The organism is Virgibacillus pantothenticus, assembly GCF_018075365.1.
GTDB classification, from domain to species: domain Bacteria; phylum Bacillota; class Bacilli; order Bacillales; family Amphibacillaceae; genus Virgibacillus; species Virgibacillus pantothenticus.
This window is the reverse complement of record NZ_CP073011.1, coordinates 156,697-177,128: the sequence shown is the minus strand read 5'-3', so window position 1 is coordinate 177,128 and position 20,432 is coordinate 156,697. Positions and strand designations below refer to the sequence as shown.

The following is a 20,432-nucleotide window of genomic DNA, read 5'->3' as shown; positions in this document are numbered from 1 at the left end:
ATGTTTTTTTATACCGTTAAACGCAAATTATGCGCCTTGTTCTTCTTTTTGTTCAGCCACTGCCTTGGTTGCATAAGCAAGGTTGCGAATTGGTGCTTGAAGTACACTAAGAAGCATAGAGACCATACCTTCGTAGCTCGGAAGATCAGCAAGCTCTTGTACTTGTTCAAGTGTAGCAACACTACCTTGAATAACACCGCCTTTGATTTCAAGCGCTTCATTCTCTTTAGCAAATTTTTTAATAATGCGCGCAGGAGCTACAGCATCATCTTTACTAAAGGCAATTGCAGATGGCCCAACTAAAATGTCGTTAAGCTCATTCAATTCAGCTGCTTCTACTGCACGACGAGTCATCGTATTTTTGTAAACTTTGAACTCAATTCCTTCTTCGCGCAATTGTTTTCGCAATTCTGTTACTGCAGCAACATCCAAACCACGATAGTCAACAACAACAACAGTTTCACTAGAAACAAACTTGTCTTTAATTTCTTCTACTAGCTGTTTCTTTTGCTCAATAATACTAGACATTCTTCCACCTCCTAGAAAATACAAGATTATACCGTATCTAATGGGAACACAAGTGTAAATAAAAAGCTCTCACGCAGACATGAGAGCTTACCAATTCATTGGAAAAACATAAATATCCAATTTATCTATAAACACCTCGGCAGGATGATTAAGCGGATATTTGCCCCTGCTGTCTACGGTACATCATATTCTTTTATTCACAGACTAAAGTATAGCGAAACACAATGATAAAGTCAACACTTTTTCATTATCATACGATGCTAGAAACATCTACACGGATCCCTGGACCCATTGTAGAAGATACAGAAGCATTTTTCATGTAAGTTCCTTTCGCCGCTTGAGGCTTCGCTTTTACAAGTGTTTCCGTAATGGCGACGAAGTTTTCGATTAATTTTTCATTATCAAATGAAACTTTACCAATCGGCACATGAATGTTGGATGATTTATCAACACGATATTCCACTTTACCAGCTTTAACATCCTGGATAGCTTTTTCCACATCAAATGTTACCGTTCCAGTCTTCGGATTCGGCATTAGACCTTTTGGCCCTAATACTCTTCCTAATTTACCAACTTCAGCCATCATGTCTGGAGTTGCTACGACAACATCAAAATCAAACCAACCTTGATTGATTTTATTGATATAATCTGCGTCTCCTACATAGTCAGCACCAGCAGCTTCTGCCTCTTTTGCTTTTTCACCTTTAGCGAATACAAGCACGCGCTGTGTTTTCCCTGTTCCATTCGGTAAAACCATCGCTCCGCGAATTTGCTGGTCTGCTTTCTTAGGGTCAACGCCTAAGCGAAAAGCAGCTTCAACTGTTTCGTCGAAATTAGCTTTAGCAGCTTCTTTTACAAGTGCAATTGCTTCTGACACTTCATACGCTTTCGTACGATCAACAAGCTTCAATGCTTCTTGATGCTTTTTTCCTTTTTTAGCCATTTAATTTCCTCCTCAAATGTGGTTATAACGGTATTACCTCCCACTTATAAAAGCGCGCAAGCTTTTATAAAGGCAAAGCTAATGATTAACCAGTCGGCTAACTCATCATCTTCACGAAAAAGGTTGCGAAGGGAATCCAACCGCAACCTATACCGTACTAGTAAAACTTCAAAAAATTAAAAAACCAATAATTCACAACAAACAACACTAAAAGGCAAGCACGAATTAGTCTTCGATGTTAATACCCATGCTGCGTGCAGTTCCTTCAACCATGCGCATCGCTGCTTCTACATCAGCAGCATTTAAGTCAGGCATTTTTGTTTCTGCGATCTCTTTTACTTTATCGCGTTTGATTGTTGCTACTTTATTACGATTCGGTTCACCTGAAGCAGTTTCAATGCCAGCTGCTTTTTTAAGTAATACAGCTGCAGGTGGAGTTTTTGTAATAAATGTAAATGAACGGTCCTCAAACACTGTTATCTCAACAGGAATAATCATACCCGCTTGATCTTGCGTACGTGCATTAAATTCTTTACAAAAACCCATGATATTAACACCCGCTTGACCAAGTGCTGGTCCTACTGGTGGTGCTGGGTTTGCTTTTCCAGCCGGGATTTGTAATTTTACAAGTTTAATCACTTTTTTAGCCACGAGACACACCTCCTTAAAGTCCGTGATGTGGTAATAGGGGCTCTTGTTTTTCCCCTCCCACTCCTATTGCTCTAACCTATTGGATAGATACAAGAATAACAAAAGAATTTTAGCATGAATAGCAGAAAAATGCAAGAAAATATACAAATTCTCTAATCTAGCTTTTCTATTTGGGAGAAATCCAACTCGACAGGTGTTTCTCTGCCGAACATATTCACATGGACTTTTACCTTTTGTTTATCTACGTCTATATTTTCAACGGTACCAGTGAAATCTGTAAACGGACCGTCCGTTACCCGGACATTTTCCTTGATTTCAAAATTAAATTGTACAGGCGTTTCCGCAACTCCCATACGTTTCAGTACACTTTCTACTTCTTCTGGCAACAATGGCGTTGGCTTGGTCCCACCACCACTTGATCCTATAAATCCCGTTACACCTGGAGTATTACGAACAACGTACCACGAATCGTCTGTCATAATCATTTCTGTTAATACATAGCCAGGGAAAAACTTCTTCTTAGTTACCTTTTTCTTACCATTTTTTATTTCTGTTTCCTCATCTTCAGGAACAATTACTCGAAAAATCTTATCTTCCATCCCCATAGATTCTACACGCTTTTCCAAGTTCGTTTTCACTTTATTTTCATACCCAGAATACGTATGTACGACATACCAATTTTTTTCCATGATTTTGGACAACGCTTTTGTCCTTCCCTCCCTTTTCGTACCATTATATTTTATAGAGGCGGCACCAAAGATTTGGTAATCACGACAACGAATTATCTCCAACTGCCATACTAATCGCCTAATTTCCATGTCCTACCTGACCCTCTTTAGTATACGCACGATCATTCATAAGCTTAAACTAGAGTTATTTTCATTACTCGCACTGAATTTAAAACTTCCAGATGGTTATAGAACGCTAACTGCAAGCTACAATCTGTTTCCAACCTAAAAAACCCGATTGATACCGGGTTTCCACATAAGTTCTCATCTATATTCTTTATCATTATAGCATAATATCCAGACAAATATTCAATCTTTCGTGAAATTAAAGTAAGTTTAGGATTTGCGTAATTCCGAGATCAATTAAAAAGAAGAATAAAGCTATAAAAGCTACCGTTGCAATAACAGTAATTGTATAACTCGTTAGCTCTTTCCTGTTTGGCCAGCTAACTTTCTTCATTTCCCTTGAAACGTTTTTAAAGAAACGAAACATGCTTGTACCCCCTACAGCTGAAAATAACGACTTCATTTATACAAATAATAAATGCAATTATATCTTTTCACTACACTGCAAAAGGGGTTTATTTGGTTTCCTTATGCAATGTATGTTTACCACAAAATTTACAATACTTATTTACTTCAAGCCGTACAGGTTGTGTGGATACATTTTTGTTCGTTGTATAATTTCTGCTAGCACAAACTGCACATGCTAAAGTGATTTTCTTATTCATCCTCTCACCTCAAGCAGGAGAGTTTCTATTCCTTTATTAACTCTAGCACGGTTGCAAAAATGTGTCAATCATTCCTATGGCGCAATTTCCGTCTCCTCAATCAGTTGTTCGAGTTTCCGCTTCACTCGTTGCAATGCATTATCAATGGATTTAACATGACGCTCTAACGCTACAGAAATTTCTTGATAGGTTCGCCCGTCTAAATATAGCTGAAGAACCTTCTTTTCTAACCCGCTCAACAATTCAGATAATTTCATTTCCATATCGCCATATTTTTCCTGATTTACTAAAAGTTCCTGTGGGTCAATAGCTTTTGACCCAGCAATTACATCTAGTAACGTTCGGTCTGTTTCCTCATCATAGATAGGCTTGTCCAAAGACACATACGAATTCAGCGGAATATGCTTTTGTCTCGTTGCAGTCTTGATTGCAGTGATTATTTGCCTCGTTACACAAAGCTCTGCAAAAGCTTTGAACGAGGAGAGCTTGTCTCCATCATAATCGCGAATAGCCTTATATAAACCTATCATTCCCTCTTGGACAATGTCCTCCTTATCCGCACCAATTAAAAAATATGTGCGTGCTTTAGCACGTACAAAATTCCGATACTTGTGTATCAAATAATCTAAGGCGTGGCTATTCCCCCGATGAATAAGTTGCACAATTTTTTCATCATCCAACTTACTTAAGCGTTGTTCGCTCATCTCTATTTGGTTAACATTCACCAAGATGACCCCCCGACTACACCGCAATCCATTTAAAACTAATTATACAGGAAGCGCTTTAAAATCGTCAACATCGGAGATAGAGGCATTTCAACCAAGTAGAGCTCTACATTTGCCCTCTTCTCCATTTTTCAAATGTTTCCAACGTTTTCTTATCCAATGTGATTTTTGTATTTGCTTGTTTCTTATAATGTTTCTCAATCGTTTTTTCTATGTCCTGTTGCATATTGTTTGTTTCTATCCACAGCTCTCGCGCTGATTTCCTTAATGCACCACTCCCAAAAATTGTTCGCTGCTCAGCGAAATCCGATGTTGCTACATACACTTGGGTGCGAATATCTTTTACTTCCTTCACTAATTTTTCAATACATTCATCTGCGGTTTCTTTTTCTTTTGTATAGATTACTTCAACATTAAAAGCGGTTGTTTTGGTCGCTACCCCATGTACATAATAAGCATCAAATACAACGATAACGCGATGACCAGAATAAGCCTGATACTCTGCCATCCATTCAATAAGCCGATCTCGGGCTTGTCCAATATCCTTTTCCTTTAACCTTTGAAGGTCCTCCCACGCCCCTATGATATTATACCCATCCACTATGACGACAATCATCGCTTACTCACCAAAAGGGTTCCTTTTGCGATAAACCTCGTATAATAGTAGACTGCATGCAACCGAAGCGTTCAGAGAAGATACCTTTCCTTTCATCGGCAGGCTTACCGTCCAATCACATTTTTTCTTTACTAAATGACTGATCCCTTTTCCTTCATTTCCAATGACGATAGCAAGCGGCAACGTACCTTCTAGCTGTCGATAATCCTCTGTTGCATTTGCTTCTGTTCCTACTACCCAAACTTGGCGTTTTTTTAATTCATCTATGGTGTTAGCTATATTCGTTACGCGAACAACTGGAACATGCTCTATCGCTCCAGCAGCTGTTTTGGCTACGGTAGCTGTTAATCCTACCGAGCGACGCTTCGGAATAATCACACCATGTGCCCCGACAGCATCTGCCGTTCGTAAGATAGACCCTAAATTATGTGGGTCTTCCAATTCATCTAGGATAAGAAAAAAAGCAGCTTCATTTTGTTCTTCAGCTCGCTGAAATAGGTCATCTAGTGTTGCATATTCATAAGAAGCAACATAAGCAACCACCCCTTGATGATTCCCCCCTTTAGATAACTGATCGATTTTATGCTTGGGAACTTTTTGAACAATGGTTCCTGCTGATTTTCCTAATTGAAAAAACTTTGCTTGCACCGAGGGATTTAGTTGTTCTGATACAAGCACTTTATTAATGGATCTTCCAGATCTTATCGCTTCGATAACCGGATTTTTACCCATGATTAGTTCCTGTTCCATGCTCTGTTCCCCTCCTTTCTGTTAACTGAATCGCCTCTTGGATAAGCTGTTCAAGCCGCTGTATATGGTTTGCTAAATAAAGATAACCAATTAATGCTTCGAATGCTGTACTATAGCGGTACGTTTGTACACGAATATTTTTAGGAGTAGAACCGGACTTTGCATTCCGCCCTCTAGCGACAACCCGTTCTTCCTCTTGTGTTAGTTTGTCCGTTTCTAACCAGTGTAGTACCACAGTTGCTTGCGCTTTTCCTGACACATATTGAATGGCTTTTTGATGTAATTGCTGCGGCTTTACTTGGCCTTGATGTAGGAGATGCTCTCTTACATATAATTCATAAACAGCATCTCCCATATAAGCAAGGGCAAGACTTTTCATTTGTTTCACATCTACATCCATGCTTACCCTCTTTTCCATCTTACTCCTTGTGGTGTATCCTCTAAAATGATATTTTTCGCCTTTAGCATATCTCTAATTTCATCTGCACGAGTAAAATCACGATTTTTCCGAGCGCTATTTCGTTCTTCGATTAATTGCTCAATTTCTGTATCCAGTAACTCCTGCTCCATTTTCAATTCAATACCAAGAACCTTCAGGAATGTGTAAATTACTTGTTGAAACTCTTCTATAACATAACTGCATGTTTGCTTATATTGGAGGTATACATTAGCCTCTTTAGCCACTTCAAACAAAACAGAAATTGCATTTGCTGTGTGAAAGTCATCATCCATTTCCGCTTCAAATTGCTTTTTCCACTGTGCAATCTTTTCCAACCATTCTTCTTTATGATCTACAAGATCCAGACTGGAGCCTTTACGGTGTTCTAAATTTAAATAGGCTGTTTTAATCCGCTCTAAACCATTTTCTGCGCTTAGTAGTAGATCCTCTGAAAAATTAATTGGATGACGATAGTGGACACTTAGCATAAAGAAACGAATGACTTGCGGATCGTACTGCTGAATTAAATCTCGAGCCAATAAATAGTTTCCTAGCGACTTCGACATTTTTTCATTATTAATATTGATATAGCCATTATGCATCCAATAATTCGCAAAGGTTTTCCCTGTTAGTGCTTCTGATTGCGCAATCTCGTTTTCATGATGCGGAAAAGCTAGGTCTTGGCCTCCTGCATGAATATCAATGGTATCTCCAAGGTATTTTTTCACCATCGCCGAGCACTCAATATGCCAGCCTGGGCGTCCTTTTCCCCAAGGTGAATTCCAAGCAATTTCTCCGTCTTTCGCTTGCTTCCAAAGAGCAAAATCAAGTGGATCCGTTTTTTTCTCACCAACTTGAATCCGTGCACCAGCCCTTAATTCATCAACAGATTGATGAGATAGCTTTCCGTACCCACTAAATTTTCGAGGTTTAAAATAAACATCGCCGTCCGCTTCGTAGGCAACCCCTTTTTCAACAAGCGCCTCAATAAAAGCAATAATATCATCCATTGTTTCCGTTACTCGTGGGTTATGTGTTGCCTCTTTGACCCCCAATGCCCCAACATCTTCTAAATAAGCAGAAATAAATCGGTCTGCTAACTCCGGTACTTCTTTGCCAAGCTCGTTAGCAGTACGGATCAGCTTATCATCCACATCTGTAAAATTCAGGACATAATCTACTTCAAACCCTTTGTATTCCAAATATCGTCTAACTGTATCGAATACAATCGCTGGTCTGGCATTACCAATATGAATATAGTTATATACCGTCGGACCACAAACATACATGCTTACTTTATTCGGTTGTATAGGTGTAAATATTTCTTTTTTACGAGTTAAGGTATTATATATTTTAATGGACATCGTGTTTTTCTCCTTCTTTTAATTTTGCTATTTCTGCCTTTAATTCATCAATTTCCCGTTGTAAATGTTCGCAACGGTTAGCGACTGGATCTGGTAACTGATGATGATTCAAATCCTTGGTTACCTTTTCACCACGATGTTTAACCACTTTTCCAGGTATACCTACTACTGTAGCATGGTCTGGAACATCCTTTAGCACAACAGAACCTCCACCCACTTTCGCACTTTCACCAATCGTTATCGAGCCAAGCACTTTGGCACCTGTTGCAATAAGCACATTATCCTTGATCGTTGGGTGCCGTTTGCCTTTTTCTTTTCCAGTACCGCCTAATGTGACCCCTTGAAAGATGGTTACATTATCGCCAATTTCACATGTTTCTCCAATGACAACTCCCATGCCATGGTCAATAAATAACCGCCTGCCGATGATTGCTCCTGGATGGATTTCAATTCCTGTTAAAAAGCGATTCAACTGTGATATGACACGGGCAATAAAGAACATTCGTCGCTTATAAAATGCATGAGCAATTCGATGCCACCAGACAGCGTGAAGACCTGAATATGTTAAGAAAACTTCAAAATAAGAACGAGCTGCTGGATCTTGTTCAAACACCACATCCATATCTTCCTTCATTCGTTTCCAAATGCTCATCATTTAACCTCCCTATTATTGTAAAAAATTATCAAGTGCATCTTCAATCAGTAGGGGTTTTCTTTTTATACCTTTTGATTGTTAGTAAGACTAGGTTGTGACCTAAGGTCTCCGAGAACGAATCAGGCATTTAGTTGCTGTTATCTCCCACTTAGACTGTTCCGTACACACTTCTTCAACCTTTGAATTGAGATCCTTATAGCACAATATATGCGGGAGAAATGAAGGATATCGTTGTTCTAATATCAACCCTTTACTAGTGACTAGTTAAATCATGCAAACACATTTACTAGCCTAGATTTACTTCTTATGAAATGAAAATAAGCGTCTCTGGGTAATTTCATACTCAGAGACGCTTACGTGCGCGGTTCCACTCTGTTTGAAGGATAATAATCGTCCTCCCAACTCAAACTTATAACGGTAAGCGCCGCCGTTATGTACTAACATTCCATAACGGACTCTCGAGGAGCACTTCAAAAGCAATACTAAAAACCACTTTCAGCCAGGGTGATTCTCTCTGTGTTAGCGAATTGCTTCCTACTTTCCCTCGTCATCGTTCCTTATTTGTTGTGTAGTAATACTATATTACATTTTTCATAAGTTGTGAATCATTACGCTTCAAGCTTTTTTAAAACCGTATCTAAATGGTTAATCACGGTTTCTTTCCCGAGCAGTTCAATAGCCATTGGCAATTCTGGTCCATGTGTCTGTCCTGTTGTTGCCACGCGGATTGGCATAAATAGCTTTTTGCCTCGGTGACCGGTTTCCTTTTGGGTCGCTTTAATTTGTGCTTTAATAGAAGCAGCTGTAAAATCATCCAAATGAATTAACTTGTCTGTGAAAACTTGCAACACCTCTGGAACTTGCTCGCCTTCAAGTACTTCCCAAGCAGCATCATCAAAAGTAAGCTCTTTGGAGAAAAACATTTCCGTTAATTCTACGATTTCTGCACCGTAACGCAATTGCTCTTTGTATAAAGCAATTATCTTCTCCGCCCATTCTCTTGTAGCTTTATCCATATCTTTTGACAATTTGTCTGCTTTTACTAAATGTGGCATCGCCAAGTCAATCACTTCTGATAAATCGGCTGCTTTGATATATGCATTGTTCATCCACTTCAATTTATGACGATCAAATATTGCCGCAGAAGTAGATAAACGTTCTGGATCGAATATATCAATTAATGTTTGTTTATCAAAGATTTCCTCTTCGCCAACTGGTGACCAACCTAACAAGGCAATAAAATTAAACAAAGCCTCGGGCAAATAGCCTAAATCATGATATTGTTCAATAAATTGAATGATATGCTGATCACGCTTGCTCAATTTTTTCCGCTCTTCATTAAGGATAAGCGTCATATGCCCAAATTTCGGCGGCTCCCAACCGAATGCTTCATAGATCATCATTTGCTTTGGGGTATTGGATATATGCTCCTCACCACGTAAAACATGCGTAATTTCCATTAAATGATCATCGACTGCTACTGCAAAATTATACGTCGGAATACCATTTTTCTTCACGATAACCCAATCACCAAAATCACTAGATTCAAAAGTAATATCGCCTCTTACGATATCATTAAATGTATACGTTTTATTTTCCGGAACCCGCATGCGAATGCTCGGCAAACGACCTTCTTTTTCAAAAGCAGCGATTTGTTCCGCGGTTAAATCACGATGAGCACCGGAGTACTTCGGAACCTGACCATTAGCTCGTTGCTGTTCTCTTTCTGCCTCAAGCTCTTCTTCCGTCATATAGCATTTATAAGCCAAGCCTCTTTCTAACAGCTCCTCCACATATTTTTGATATACATCGAGACGCTCCATTTGTCGGTACGGTCCGTAGCTTCCACCTACATCTGCTCCCTCATCCCATTCAACACCTAACCATTTTAAAAATTTCAGCTGGCTTTCTTCTCCGCCTGCTACATTTCGCTTATCATCTGTGTCTTCAATACGAATGACCATTTTTCCGTTAAAATGTTTCGCATATAAATAATTAAATAATGCTGTGCGTGCGTTTCCGATATGCAAATGACCTGTTGGACTTGGTGCATAACGTACACGAACCTGATTTGTCATGGTTCTTCCCCTTTCTATAATCAAACAATTAAAATGAAATCAGAAACCTTCTTATGCCTCAAGATAGTTAGCGAGTCACGGCAGCATGGCACTGCGCTATAAACGTCTCTTGAACAATTTTTAAAGCTTCTTATACGGTGTGTATGTATGATGGTTTCCCATCCACCCCGTGTATGCTATTTTCCCTTAAGGAAGACAAAAAGTATAAAGTGAACCCTCAATCAACAGGGGCCTTTTATCCCTACTGAGTTAGCACTGCAAGGGAATGATCTAAAGGTCTCTGAAACAAAGGCGCAAGCGCCCGTTTAGCAACGTAGCGAATGGAACGAATCAACTAAAGATAAAGGAATCATGCCACTAAAAACAGGGGTATGCCGACGCCTGAGCGGCACGGCAAGCCCGGTTTTAGTCGGCCTTCCTCTTTGCCGCGAACCGATGAGGCCTTATCGTAGGGCGCATTTCTAAAGTCGCATCGTTGCTGGGCTCATGCGCCGGACGTGGCTATTCGGTTCGTTACCCCAAGCACCTCATTTTATACTTTTGTATGAAAAAAACGCTATTTTACCATTATATAAGTTATTTATTTTAGGTAGTATTTCAATAATCTAAACATTATATAGCAAAATTTTTCATCATAGATGGTGGCTCGCGCTCTTGGCGAGCCATGGTGGTTTCTTATCTTCAAAAAAATCGAATATTCGCCTCATAGCTACTTGAGAGATATAAAATGATTTCAATATTAATTATACTTTGGTTAACCGTATAACAAAAGTGATAACAACCACTGTTATCACTTTTGCCTATCCTTTATAAGTTATACCCTTTTTATAGCGCTTTTTCAAGTAATTTTGGTTTCGCAAAAATCATTCTACCAGCTGACGTTTGCAACACACTTGTAATTAGCACTTCAATAGTTTTGCCAATATAGTTTCTTCCTTCTTCAACAACAATCATCGTTCCATCATCAAGGTAAGCGATCCCTTGATTATGCTCTTTCCCATCTTTAATCACATGTACCGTCAATTCTTCACCAGGTAATACGACTGGCTTCACAGCATTAGCCAAATCATTAATATTTAAAACTGGAACACTTTGCAAATCACATACTTTATTTAAGTTAAAATCGTTAGTTACAACAATACCATTAATCACTTTTGCCAACTTGATTAATTTGCTGTCCACCTCATGGATTTCTTCAAAATCACCTTCATAGATTTCAACTTTTACAGGTAGATCTTTTTGGATCCGATTTAAAACGTCTAAACCTCTACGACCTCGATTTCGTTTTAATACGTCCGAAGAATCAGCAATATGCTGTAACTCACCAAGAACAAATTGCGGAATGACTATTGTTCCTTCAAGGAAATTCGTCTGACAAATATCAGCGATCCGACCATCTATAATAACGCTTGTATCCAATATTTTTGCTTTTGGATGTATAGGGGAATTACTCGTATCACCTTCAGACACTTTCCGCTTCTCTTTTTCCTTTCGATTAATATTAAATAAATTGACAATCTCTTCACGCCGGCGAAACCCGACTTGAAATCCTAGATAGCCTAATAAAACCGTTACAAACAATGGAAGAGTTTGTGAAACTAATTTAATATTAATATCTCCTATAGGTATGGTAACTAGAAATGCAATAAACAAACCGGCCATGAGACCTAACGTTCCTGAAAACAAATCACCTGCAGGCAGGCGAATAAGTGCTTCCTCTACCCATTTTAAAAACCCTACAATATAATCGACAAGCCAATATGATATGAGAAAGAAAATAATAGCACCGACTATCATTCCCACATACGGAGAAAATATCCAGTTAGAATCAGCAATATTTAATAGTGCTAAAAAAACAGGAACATAAAGATAGCCGATCGTTCCTCCTAAGATAAGAAAAAACAAATGAACAATCTTTTTCATCAGCAATGCCACCTCCTAACTTATATTATTGCCTAAGATGAAAAAAAATAATCCTTGAAAAATAATAAAAAGAAATAATTTCCATATAACAATTTGCATTGCGAATTTCGATGGAAGAAAAAGCTTAAAACCTTATTTATAATAACTAATCGTTATAACCTGTACAAGATCCATACATAAAACGAAAAGTCATTCAGTAAGGCTTTTCCTTAACACCTAACAAGTTCTAAAAACAAGACTTTATATCTGGAAGTCTTGAAAAATAGCAATATATTCCTTGCTAACTTTATTACTCCTTATATATACATAAATCTGCTTATTGTTCTTGTAGTATTGGTGTTTGTTGGATAAAAGCAGTGAACAAAAAAGGATACTTTTTCCGGACATTTAAATAAAACATATTAATTCATATGATTTTATAAATCATAATAAAAACAAAACTTATCTACTTACCCCGATTTGTAACGCTTCCTGTACGGAACTCACACCAATAATTTCAATGTTATTGTTATTTGGAGCTGTCCATCCACCTAAATTATTTTTAGGACAAATTACTCGTTTAAATCCTAGCTTTGCAGCCTCTTGAACGCGCTGTTCAATTCGAGAAACACGCCTTATTTCACCAGTCAAACCGACTTCCCCAATAAAAATATCTTCCGGTTTTGTAGGTTGGTCACGGAAGCTTGAAGCGATACTAACAGCAATCGCTAAGTCAATGGCAGGTTCATCTAGCTTAACTCCGCCAGCCACTTTTATATATGCATCCTGATTTTGTAGCATTAACCCGACCCGCTTTTCCAACACGGCCATTAGAAGCGGAACGCGATTCTGATCTACTCCCGTCGCCATTCTACGCGGATTCCCGAATGCAGTAGGGGAAATTAATGCTTGTATCTCAACCAGTACTGGTCTTGTGCCTTCCATGGAAGCTACAACAGTAGACCCGGAGGCCCCTTGTGAGCGCTCTTCCAAAAATATTTCAGAAGGATTTAAAACCTCGCGCAACCCTTCCTCTTTCATTTCAAAAATACCCATTTCGTTCGTACTGCCAAATCGATTCTTCACGCCCCGTAATATTCGGTACGTATGATGACGTTCCCCTTCAAAATAAAGTACAGCATCAACCATATGCTCCAAAAGTCTTGGTCCTGCAATTGAACCCTCTTTCGTCACATGTCCCACTATAAATATCGGTATACCGTTTGTTTTTGCTAGTTTCATCAATTCGGAGGTACATTCTCTCACTTGGGAAACACTTCCCGGAGCACTTGTGATTTCTTCACGATAGATGGTTTGAATCGAATCAATAACGACAAAGGATGGCTTTATTGTTTCAATTTGATTTGCTATATCCAATAAATTCGTTTCAGCTAATACATATAATGAATCGGAGGTAACACCTAAGCGATCAGCACGCAGCTTCGTTTGTCTCGTTGATTCTTCTCCAGAAATATATAGTACGGATAAGCTTTTATCTGCCAATTGTGATGATATTTGCAATAATAAAGTAGATTTACCAATTCCGGGGTCTCCACCGATTAACACAAGGGATCCTGGTACAATACCGCCACCAAGCACACGATTAAACTCTTTCATACTTGTTGTTATCCTCGGTTCTTGCTGTGATTTAATTGCGGTTATTTTTTCAGGCTTTCCAACTGATCTATTCCCAGTATGAAAAGCTTGTTTTTGTCTGCCACCAGTGACTTCTATTTCTTCTACAAATGTATTCCAATTATTGCAACCGGGACATTTCCCGAGCCATTTTGCTGCTTCATAGCCACATTCCTGACAAACAAATTTCGTTTTTCGTTTTGCCAACTTACCACTACCCCTTCACTTATCTATTATATACGATTTTAACAACCAAAAAGTTACAGGTTCCTATCATTTTGTCTACATATTTCCATAGTCCTGCCACAAATCCAACATCTACTGTGTTTAATACCATGTGTAATTCATTTCAGTTCAATCTGTTTATATATATATAAATATCTCTTTTTACCCTTATTTTTATTAGTTTAACATATTTTAGTGATAAAAAAATGGTCCGCATCATCTATTATTTTGTAAATAGAACAGGTCGATCTACCTAATTCATAACCAATCTTAATGCTTCATTATTAAAAATTTTGCTAGCGTAAAGCCACTCCTACAGGCATTCGCGGGTTAGCTTAAACAGCGCGAATTTTAAAATTCCACATATAGAGAAAGTTTGCTGTCACTTTTGCAGTTGAGCTGAAGAGTTGCTACTCTGAAAACTACTATCACCTTATGCGTATATCCAATTAAAAAAACTCCTTCCGTGAACCTATTGTTCCCACGGAAGGATCGTTTTTTATGAAAGGTCTGTTCACATTTTCCTTCGATGAAGAGATTACGGAAGAATAATAAATTCCCCTTTATTGTTTAAACCGATTTTGACTCGTTGTCCTTTTTCAATCGTTCCTTTTAGTAATTCCTCGGACAATAAATCCTCTATATTCTTTTGAATGGAGCGGCGAAGCGGTCTTGCTCCATATTCCGGATCAAACCCTTCGTTGGCAATTTTTTCTAATGCTTTGTCCGTAAGTGAGAAGTCAATATCCTGATCCTTTAAGCGCTTCTGTAGCTGCTGGATCATTAATGTGACGATATGCTTCATATGCTTTTTCTCCAGGGAATGGAAGACGATTGTTTCATCAATCCGATTTAAAAATTCTGGTCGAAACGCTTTTTTCAACTCTTCGGTAACTTTTGATTTCATATTTTTATAATCTTGGCCTTCCTCACCTAAATTAAAGCCTACATACTTATTTCGTTTTAATTCGCTAGCACCGACGTTCGATGTCATAATCAATACCGTATTACGAAAATCAACCACACGTCCTTTTGAATCTGTTAAACGTCCATCCTCAAGGACTTGCAATAAGATGTTAAATACCTCTGGGTGTGCCTTTTCTACTTCATCTAATAGCACAACAGAATATGGTTTTCTACGTACTTTCTCCGTTAATTGACCACCTTCTTCATACCCTACATAACCAGGAGGTGATCCGACTAGACGAGAAGTAGCATGCTTTTCCATATACTCCGACATATCAATTCGAATCATAGCATCCTCATCAGCAAACATCGCTTCAGCTAAAGCACGAGCTAATTCTGTTTTCCCAACTCCTGTTGGACCTAGGAAAATAAAGGAACCAATTGGACGTTTTGGATCCTTCAAACCTGCTCGCGCTCTGCGAATTGCTTTTGAAACAGCATTTACAGCTTCTTCTTGCCCAATCACACGATTATGAAGTATCTCTTCCATGTTGAGCAGGCGATCACTCTCGTCCTTTGTTAATTTCGATACAGGCACTCCTGTCCAGATAGATACGACACTTGCTATATCTTCAACAGTAACTTCTGTATCTGTTTGTCCTTGCTTTTCTTTCCACTTCTTCTTTGTCTCAGCGACCTCTTCACGTAGCCTTTGCTCTGAATCGCGAAGCGAAGCAGCTTTTTCAAATTCCTGACTCTGTACGGCAGCATCCTTTTCTTTTCGGACTTCTTCTAGCTTCTGTTCAAGCTCCTTCAAGTTTGGCGGAACTGTATAGGATTTTAAACGAACTTTAGATCCCGCTTCATCGATTAAGTCGATTGCCTTATCCGGCAAAAATCTGTCGGTAATATAACGGTCAGATAAATTAGTAGCTGCTTCGATCGCCTCATCCGTAATCGTGACCCGGTGATGTGCTTCGTAGCGATCACGCAACCCTTTCAAAATTTGAATCGTTTCTTCCAACGTTGGTTCATCCACTTGAATAGGTTGGAATCTGCGCTCAAGGGCGGCGTCTTTTTCTATATATTTGCGATATTCATCTAACGTCGTTGCACCAATACATTGCAATTCCCCACGAGCAAGCGAAGGCTTTAAAATATTGGAAGCATCAATAGCACCTTCAGCACCGCCTGCACCAATTAATGTATGCAATTCATCAATAAACAAGATAATATTTCCGGCTTGGCGAATTTCCTCCATTACCTTTTTCAGCCGATCTTCAAATTCTCCGCGATATTTTGTACCGGCAACAACCGTTCCCATATCAAGAGTCATGACTCGCTTATCTCGTAATGTTTCCGGTACTTCGTTTTGAATAATCTGCTGAGCAAGACCTTCAGCGACAGCGGTTTTCCCTACCCCTGGCTCTCCGATTAATACCGGGTTGTTCTTCGTACGACGGCTTAAAACTTGAATGACACGTTCAATTTCCTTACTTCGTCCAATTACCGGGTCAATATTTCCTTCCTTTGCGCTCACAGTCAAATCACGTGCCAGCGAATCAAGTGTCGGTGTATTAGCACTGGATTGTTGCCCACGTCCTTGGCGATTTGCCTGTGATTCGTTACTTCCTAGTAGCTGTAAAACCTGCTGCCTAGCTTTATTCAAACTAACACCTAAGTTATTTAAAACCCTGGCAGCAACACCTTCTCCTTCGCGGATAAGCCCGAGTAAAATATGCTCTGTCCCTACATAAGAATGTCCCAGCTTACGTGCTTCATCTTGACAAAGTTCCACCACTTTTTTAGCACGCGGTGTATAGTGGATTGTTTGCATTGGCTGCTTTCCAACGCCAATCAGCTTTTCCACTTCTTCTTGAATTTTGGAAATTTCTAGCCCAAGTGATTGTAATGCTTTTGCAGCAATGCCTTCTCCTTCGCGGACAAGCCCTAACAAAATATGTTCTGTTCCAATATTATTATGCCCCAATCGCACAGCTTCTTCTTGGGAAAGCGCGAGCACTTTTTGCGCCCTTTCAGTAAAACGTCCAGACATCATATATTAGTATCCTCCTATCTATTGCTCTAATTGCAACCGTTGGCGAATAAGAGAAGCTCGCAATTGGTCGCGTTCGCTTGCAGCTAATGTTTTTTTAGCATAATGCTGTAAAAATCCTGGTTGTGTTAAGATCATTAATTCATTTAGAATATTTCGTGAAACATTTTTTAATAGTCCCAAGTCAATTCCTAACCGTACATTCGATAAACATGTTGCAGCCTCTTTAGATTCAATAATTCGCGCATACGCCAAAACGCCGTAGGAGCGGTAAATGCGATCTTCCAACTTATCTCCAGACTGCTTTATTAATTGCTGACGAGCGTATCGTTCCTGTTCAATTAATTGCTTTACGACACTTTGTAAATCGGCCACAATATCTTGTTCGGATTTTCCAAGGGTAATTTGATTCGAAATTTGAAAAATATTTCCTTGAGCTTCACTACCTTCACCATAAATGCCACGTACAACTAACCCTAACTGGTTAATAGCCGGAATCATTCGGTTGATTTGCTTCGTTAGAACTAATGCTGGAAGGTGCATCATAACAGAAGCTCGCATCCCAGTTCCTACATTAGTCGGGCAGCTAGTCAAGTAACCTCTTGTTTCATCGAAAGCATAGTTTATTTTCTCCTCCAGCCAATCATCAAATTCAAATGCTTGCTGCAAAGCTTCTGACAATTGAAAACCAGGTAAATAAAGTTGCAATCGGATATGGTCTTCTTCATTTATCATGAGAGATACTTGCTCATTTTCTGAAATAAGCACAGCTGCAGCCTCTGAATGCTTTGCTAATAAAGGACTAATCAAATGTTTTTCTACCAACACACGCCGCTCTATGGCAGACAAATCTCGAATGGACACAAATGCTAAATCTTTATACGAACCAAAATCCTGCCCTTCATATTTCTCTTTAAAGAAACTGCGTATTTCCTCCAATTCCTTTGGATCAGCAGCTATTGGATATGGCACATTAGCAAAGTTGCGCGCAAGGCGAATTCGGCTACTTAATACGATGTCACTATCCGGTCCGTCCTTTCGCATCCAAGGACTAATCGCTTCGTTCATAAACTGCTGCAATGTCATGATTGATCACCTGCCTCTGAATGATCGTCATCCTGATTCAAAGCTCTTATTTGATCCCTTACTTTAGCTGCTTCTTCAAATTCTTCATTTTCAATTAACTTTTTCAAATGCAGCTTTAAATCCTCCAATTGTTTTTTCTTATGCAAATCTCCACCTTGGCGTTTCGGTATTTTCCCATTATGCTTTATATTTCCAGCATGCACTCTGCGGAATATGGGGTCTAAGCGTTCATTAAAAGTTTCATAACAAACAGCACAGCCAAATTTTCCTATTTGTTTAAATTGAGAAAAAGTCATTTCACATTTTGGGCATTGTAAATCCTTTGATTGCTGGTAGTTTTCAGCATGTGTACTGGTTAAACCAGAGGTGTCAAAATTAAATAACCCGGAAAGTAAATGGTGCAGCGAATAACCGTCTTCTGGATAGGTCATATACCCTTTTTCCTTTGCACAGACATTGCAAACATGAACCTCCATTTTTTGTCCTTGAATAATCTGTGTGAAATGAAGCGTCGCAGGACGTTTATGACATTCTTGACATTGCATGTTCACACTCCTCCCTATTTATTTAAATACTTGAGTGTTGTAAGCATGGACGTTAATACACGTGCACGAATTTCATCTCGTAATGGTAACTGAAATGGCAACGTCGTTCTTTCTATTGCACTTAACATAATTTTTGCCTCTCGTTCAGTGACCAATTCTTCCTCAAGCAATCTTTCCAATATACCGACCGCTTTTTGTTGTGATACGGATGGATTAATCATTTCAATAATTTCATCAATCAGCTTTGACTCATCCTGGTGGATGACTCGCATAATCCGGATATAACCTCCACCACCACGCTTACTCTCGACAATATAACCCTTTTCCACGGTAAATCGAGTATTAATTACATAGTTAATTTGTGAGGGGACACATTGAAATTGGTCAGCTATCTCACTTCGTTTAATTTCAATCACATTTTTACCTTTTGCCTGAAGAATTTGCTTTAAATAATTTTCAATTACATCTGATATATTACTCATATGCCCACCCCCTTTTATATAGAAACAAACTTTTGACTTTGACTATCTTTGACTATACTTTTATTATACGGGAAATTACAGAAGATGCAAATACAAGATCTATGTTTATTGTAGACAAAAATAACTATTAAAAAACACAAAAAGAGAATGGTTTAAAAACAAATAGCATATTCAGCAATAATAGCAAGCAAATCAATTTTATTTAAGCAGTTCCCTTGCTACAGAATTTTAAAGCTTATTCTAAGAACAAAGGCGCAAGCTCCCGTTTAACAACGTAGCGAATGCAACGAATCAACTAAAGATAAAGGAATCATGCCACTAAAACAGGGGTATGCCGACGTCTGGGCGGCAAGCCCGTTTTTAGTCGGCCTTCCTCTTTGCCACGAACCGATGATGACTTATTGTAGGGCGCATTTCTAAAGACGCATAGTTGCTGGGCTCATGCGCAGGACGTGACTAGTCGGTTATTTCATTATCCATAAGCTCCTAATTTTATAGGTTCCTATATAATGAAAAAAATGGGTTTCCACTATCATTGGAATTCCCATCTAATCTGAACGTATTTAAAAAGCAATGTAACCCAATTCTAAAATAATTTTGAGACTTGACTATGTTGATGTTTCGTGCTTACGTTAATTCGGTTACACTTCTAACATGATTTATTTGCGAAATTTCAGCAAACAAGGCGATTCGATCTAAATCTGTATTTCTTTCAATAACTATATAGATGTTTCGATGGTTATTTTCTGATTTGGAAATTTCTACTTTCTTGATCGCCATATGATATTTGTCAAACACAGCAACTACTTCATGTACAGGTAAGTCTGGTACTGTGACAATTTGAATAACATGTGATGATTTTCCACGTCTGAATAGACGTTCAAAGTTATTAAGAAAAATAAGACTAAGTAATATAATTGCCGTTGTTAATACTGCTGCTGCATACATTCCTGCACCTACAACTAATCCTAGCCCCGCAACTGTCCATATAGAAGCTGCTGTTGTCAATCCTCTAATCGTACCACCATAAACAATTATTGTACCAGCACCTAAAAATCCTATACCACTGATCACATAAGATGGTATTCTTGCAGGATCAAAGCGAATGTTATCATACTCTTCTAAAAAAAATTCAAATCCAAATAAAGAAAGCAACATCATTAAACAAGAGCCTACTCCAACTAAAATATGGGTCCGAAAGCCGGCTGAATGATTTTTTAACTCTCTTTCAAATCCAATTAATCCAGAGAGGAATAATGCAACAAGCACTCGTATTAATATAATATAAAAATGGTCGCCTAAAAGTTCATTAAATAATTCCTTCAATGCAAACTCCCCCTATTGTTAAAGATTTTAACATATAAATGCAGTGTACGTACTTGAATGT

The 20,432-nt window shown here is 38.6% G+C and carries 20 protein-coding genes and 2 other annotated features; all 20 genes read right to left on the bottom strand.

Translation table 11 applies throughout. The annotated features are described in order from the left end of the window. Positions 1-27: 27 nt before the first annotated feature. Positions 28-528, bottom strand: coding sequence for a 50S ribosomal protein L10 (rplJ, locus tag KBP50_RS00835; RefSeq protein WP_050349649.1), 501 nt, complete (start codon positions 526-528; stop codon positions 28-30). Positions 529-578: 50 nt separating this feature from the next. Further along, positions 579-725: a sequence feature (ribosomal protein L10 leader region), on the bottom strand. 53 nt (positions 726-778) lie between these two features. Then, entirely contained in the window at positions 779-1,471 is a 693-nt protein-coding gene (rplA, locus tag KBP50_RS00830; protein ID WP_050349650.1) for a 50S ribosomal protein L1, read from the bottom strand. A gap of 225 nt (positions 1,472-1,696) precedes the next feature. Continuing rightward, positions 1,697-2,122 (bottom strand): 50S ribosomal protein L11, encoded by a 426-nt coding sequence (rplK, locus tag KBP50_RS00825; RefSeq protein WP_021292725.1) that lies wholly within the window; start codon positions 2,120-2,122, stop codon positions 1,697-1,699. A gap of 152 nt (positions 2,123-2,274) precedes the next feature. Continuing rightward, a complete protein-coding gene (nusG, locus tag KBP50_RS00820; protein ID WP_050349674.1) occupies positions 2,275-2,811 on the bottom strand; it encodes a transcription termination/antitermination protein NusG in 537 nt (178 codons plus the stop codon). A 364-nt stretch (positions 2,812-3,175) separates the two neighbouring features. Beyond that, positions 3,176-3,343 carry a preprotein translocase subunit SecE gene (secE, locus tag KBP50_RS00815; protein ID WP_050349651.1) on the bottom strand — a complete coding sequence of 56 codons (168 nt, stop codon included), beginning with the start codon at positions 3,341-3,343 and terminating at the stop codon, positions 3,176-3,178. Positions 3,344-3,431: 88 nt separating this feature from the next. Next, entirely contained in the window at positions 3,432-3,581 is a 150-nt protein-coding gene (gene rpmG / locus KBP50_RS00810; RefSeq protein WP_072741557.1) for a 50S ribosomal protein L33, read from the bottom strand. Positions 3,582-3,655: 74 nt separating this feature from the next. Next, complete coding sequence (sigH, locus tag KBP50_RS00805; RefSeq protein WP_175609444.1) at positions 3,656-4,285, bottom strand: RNA polymerase sporulation sigma factor SigH; 630 nt, start codon at positions 4,283-4,285, stop codon at positions 3,656-3,658. 127 nt (positions 4,286-4,412) lie between these two features. Then, entirely contained in the window at positions 4,413-4,922 is a 510-nt protein-coding gene (locus tag KBP50_RS00800; protein ID WP_050349653.1) for an NYN domain-containing protein, read from the bottom strand. Between the two features lie 3 nt (positions 4,923-4,925). Continuing rightward, entirely contained in the window at positions 4,926-5,672 is a 747-nt protein-coding gene (gene rlmB / locus KBP50_RS00795) for a 23S rRNA (guanosine(2251)-2'-O)-methyltransferase RlmB (RefSeq protein WP_050349654.1), read from the bottom strand. Next, positions 5,647-6,072, bottom strand: a complete 426-nt coding sequence (locus tag KBP50_RS00790; RefSeq protein ID WP_050349655.1) for a Mini-ribonuclease 3 — start codon at positions 6,070-6,072, stop codon at positions 5,647-5,649. Before KBP50_RS00790 ends, rlmB begins: the two co-directional genes overlap by 26 nt. Before the next feature lie 2 nt (positions 6,073-6,074). Then, entirely contained in the window at positions 6,075-7,475 is a 1,401-nt protein-coding gene (gene cysS / locus KBP50_RS00785; RefSeq protein ID WP_050349656.1) for a cysteine--tRNA ligase, read from the bottom strand. Then, entirely contained in the window at positions 7,465-8,127 is a 663-nt protein-coding gene (cysE, locus tag KBP50_RS00780) for a serine O-acetyltransferase (protein ID WP_072741555.1), read from the bottom strand. Before cysE ends, cysS begins: the two co-directional genes overlap by 11 nt. 345 nt (positions 8,128-8,472) lie before the next feature. Further along, positions 8,473-8,690: a binding site (T-box leader), on the bottom strand. 48 nt (positions 8,691-8,738) lie between these two features. Then, positions 8,739-10,208, bottom strand: a complete 1,470-nt coding sequence (gene gltX, locus KBP50_RS00775; protein ID WP_050349657.1) for a glutamate--tRNA ligase — start codon at positions 10,206-10,208, stop codon at positions 8,739-8,741. 825 nt (positions 10,209-11,033) lie between these two features. Beyond that, positions 11,034-12,134, bottom strand: a complete 1,101-nt coding sequence (locus tag KBP50_RS00770; protein ID WP_050349676.1) for a PIN/TRAM domain-containing protein — start codon at positions 12,132-12,134, stop codon at positions 11,034-11,036. A gap of 438 nt (positions 12,135-12,572) precedes the next feature. Further along, complete coding sequence (gene radA / locus KBP50_RS00765) at positions 12,573-13,952, bottom strand: DNA repair protein RadA (RefSeq protein ID WP_050349658.1); 1,380 nt, start codon at positions 13,950-13,952, stop codon at positions 12,573-12,575. Positions 13,953-14,508: 556 nt separating this feature from the next. After that, the gene (clpC, locus tag KBP50_RS00760; protein ID WP_050349659.1) at positions 14,509-16,935 is read right to left on the bottom strand and encodes an ATP-dependent protease ATP-binding subunit ClpC; all 2,427 of its coding nucleotides are present in this window, start codon (positions 16,933-16,935) and stop codon (positions 14,509-14,511) included. An 18-nt stretch (positions 16,936-16,953) separates the two neighbouring features. Next, the gene (gene mcsB, locus KBP50_RS00755; RefSeq protein ID WP_050349660.1) at positions 16,954-18,018 is read right to left on the bottom strand and encodes a protein-arginine kinase McsB; all 1,065 of its coding nucleotides are present in this window, start codon (positions 18,016-18,018) and stop codon (positions 16,954-16,956) included. Continuing rightward, a complete protein-coding gene (mcsA, locus tag KBP50_RS00750; protein ID WP_050349661.1) occupies positions 18,015-18,563 on the bottom strand; it encodes a protein-arginine kinase activator protein McsA in 549 nt (182 codons plus the stop codon). The genes mcsB and mcsA overlap by 4 nt, the downstream gene beginning before the upstream one ends. A gap of 14 nt (positions 18,564-18,577) precedes the next feature. After that, the gene (locus KBP50_RS00745; RefSeq protein ID WP_050349662.1) at positions 18,578-19,045 is read right to left on the bottom strand and encodes a CtsR family transcriptional regulator; all 468 of its coding nucleotides are present in this window, start codon (positions 19,043-19,045) and stop codon (positions 18,578-18,580) included. 627 nt (positions 19,046-19,672) lie between these two features. Then, positions 19,673-20,371: an MgtC/SapB family protein gene (locus KBP50_RS00740; RefSeq protein WP_050349663.1), complete on the bottom strand. Its 699-nt coding sequence runs from the start codon at positions 20,369-20,371 to the stop codon at positions 19,673-19,675. Positions 20,372-20,432: the final 61 nt, after the last annotated feature.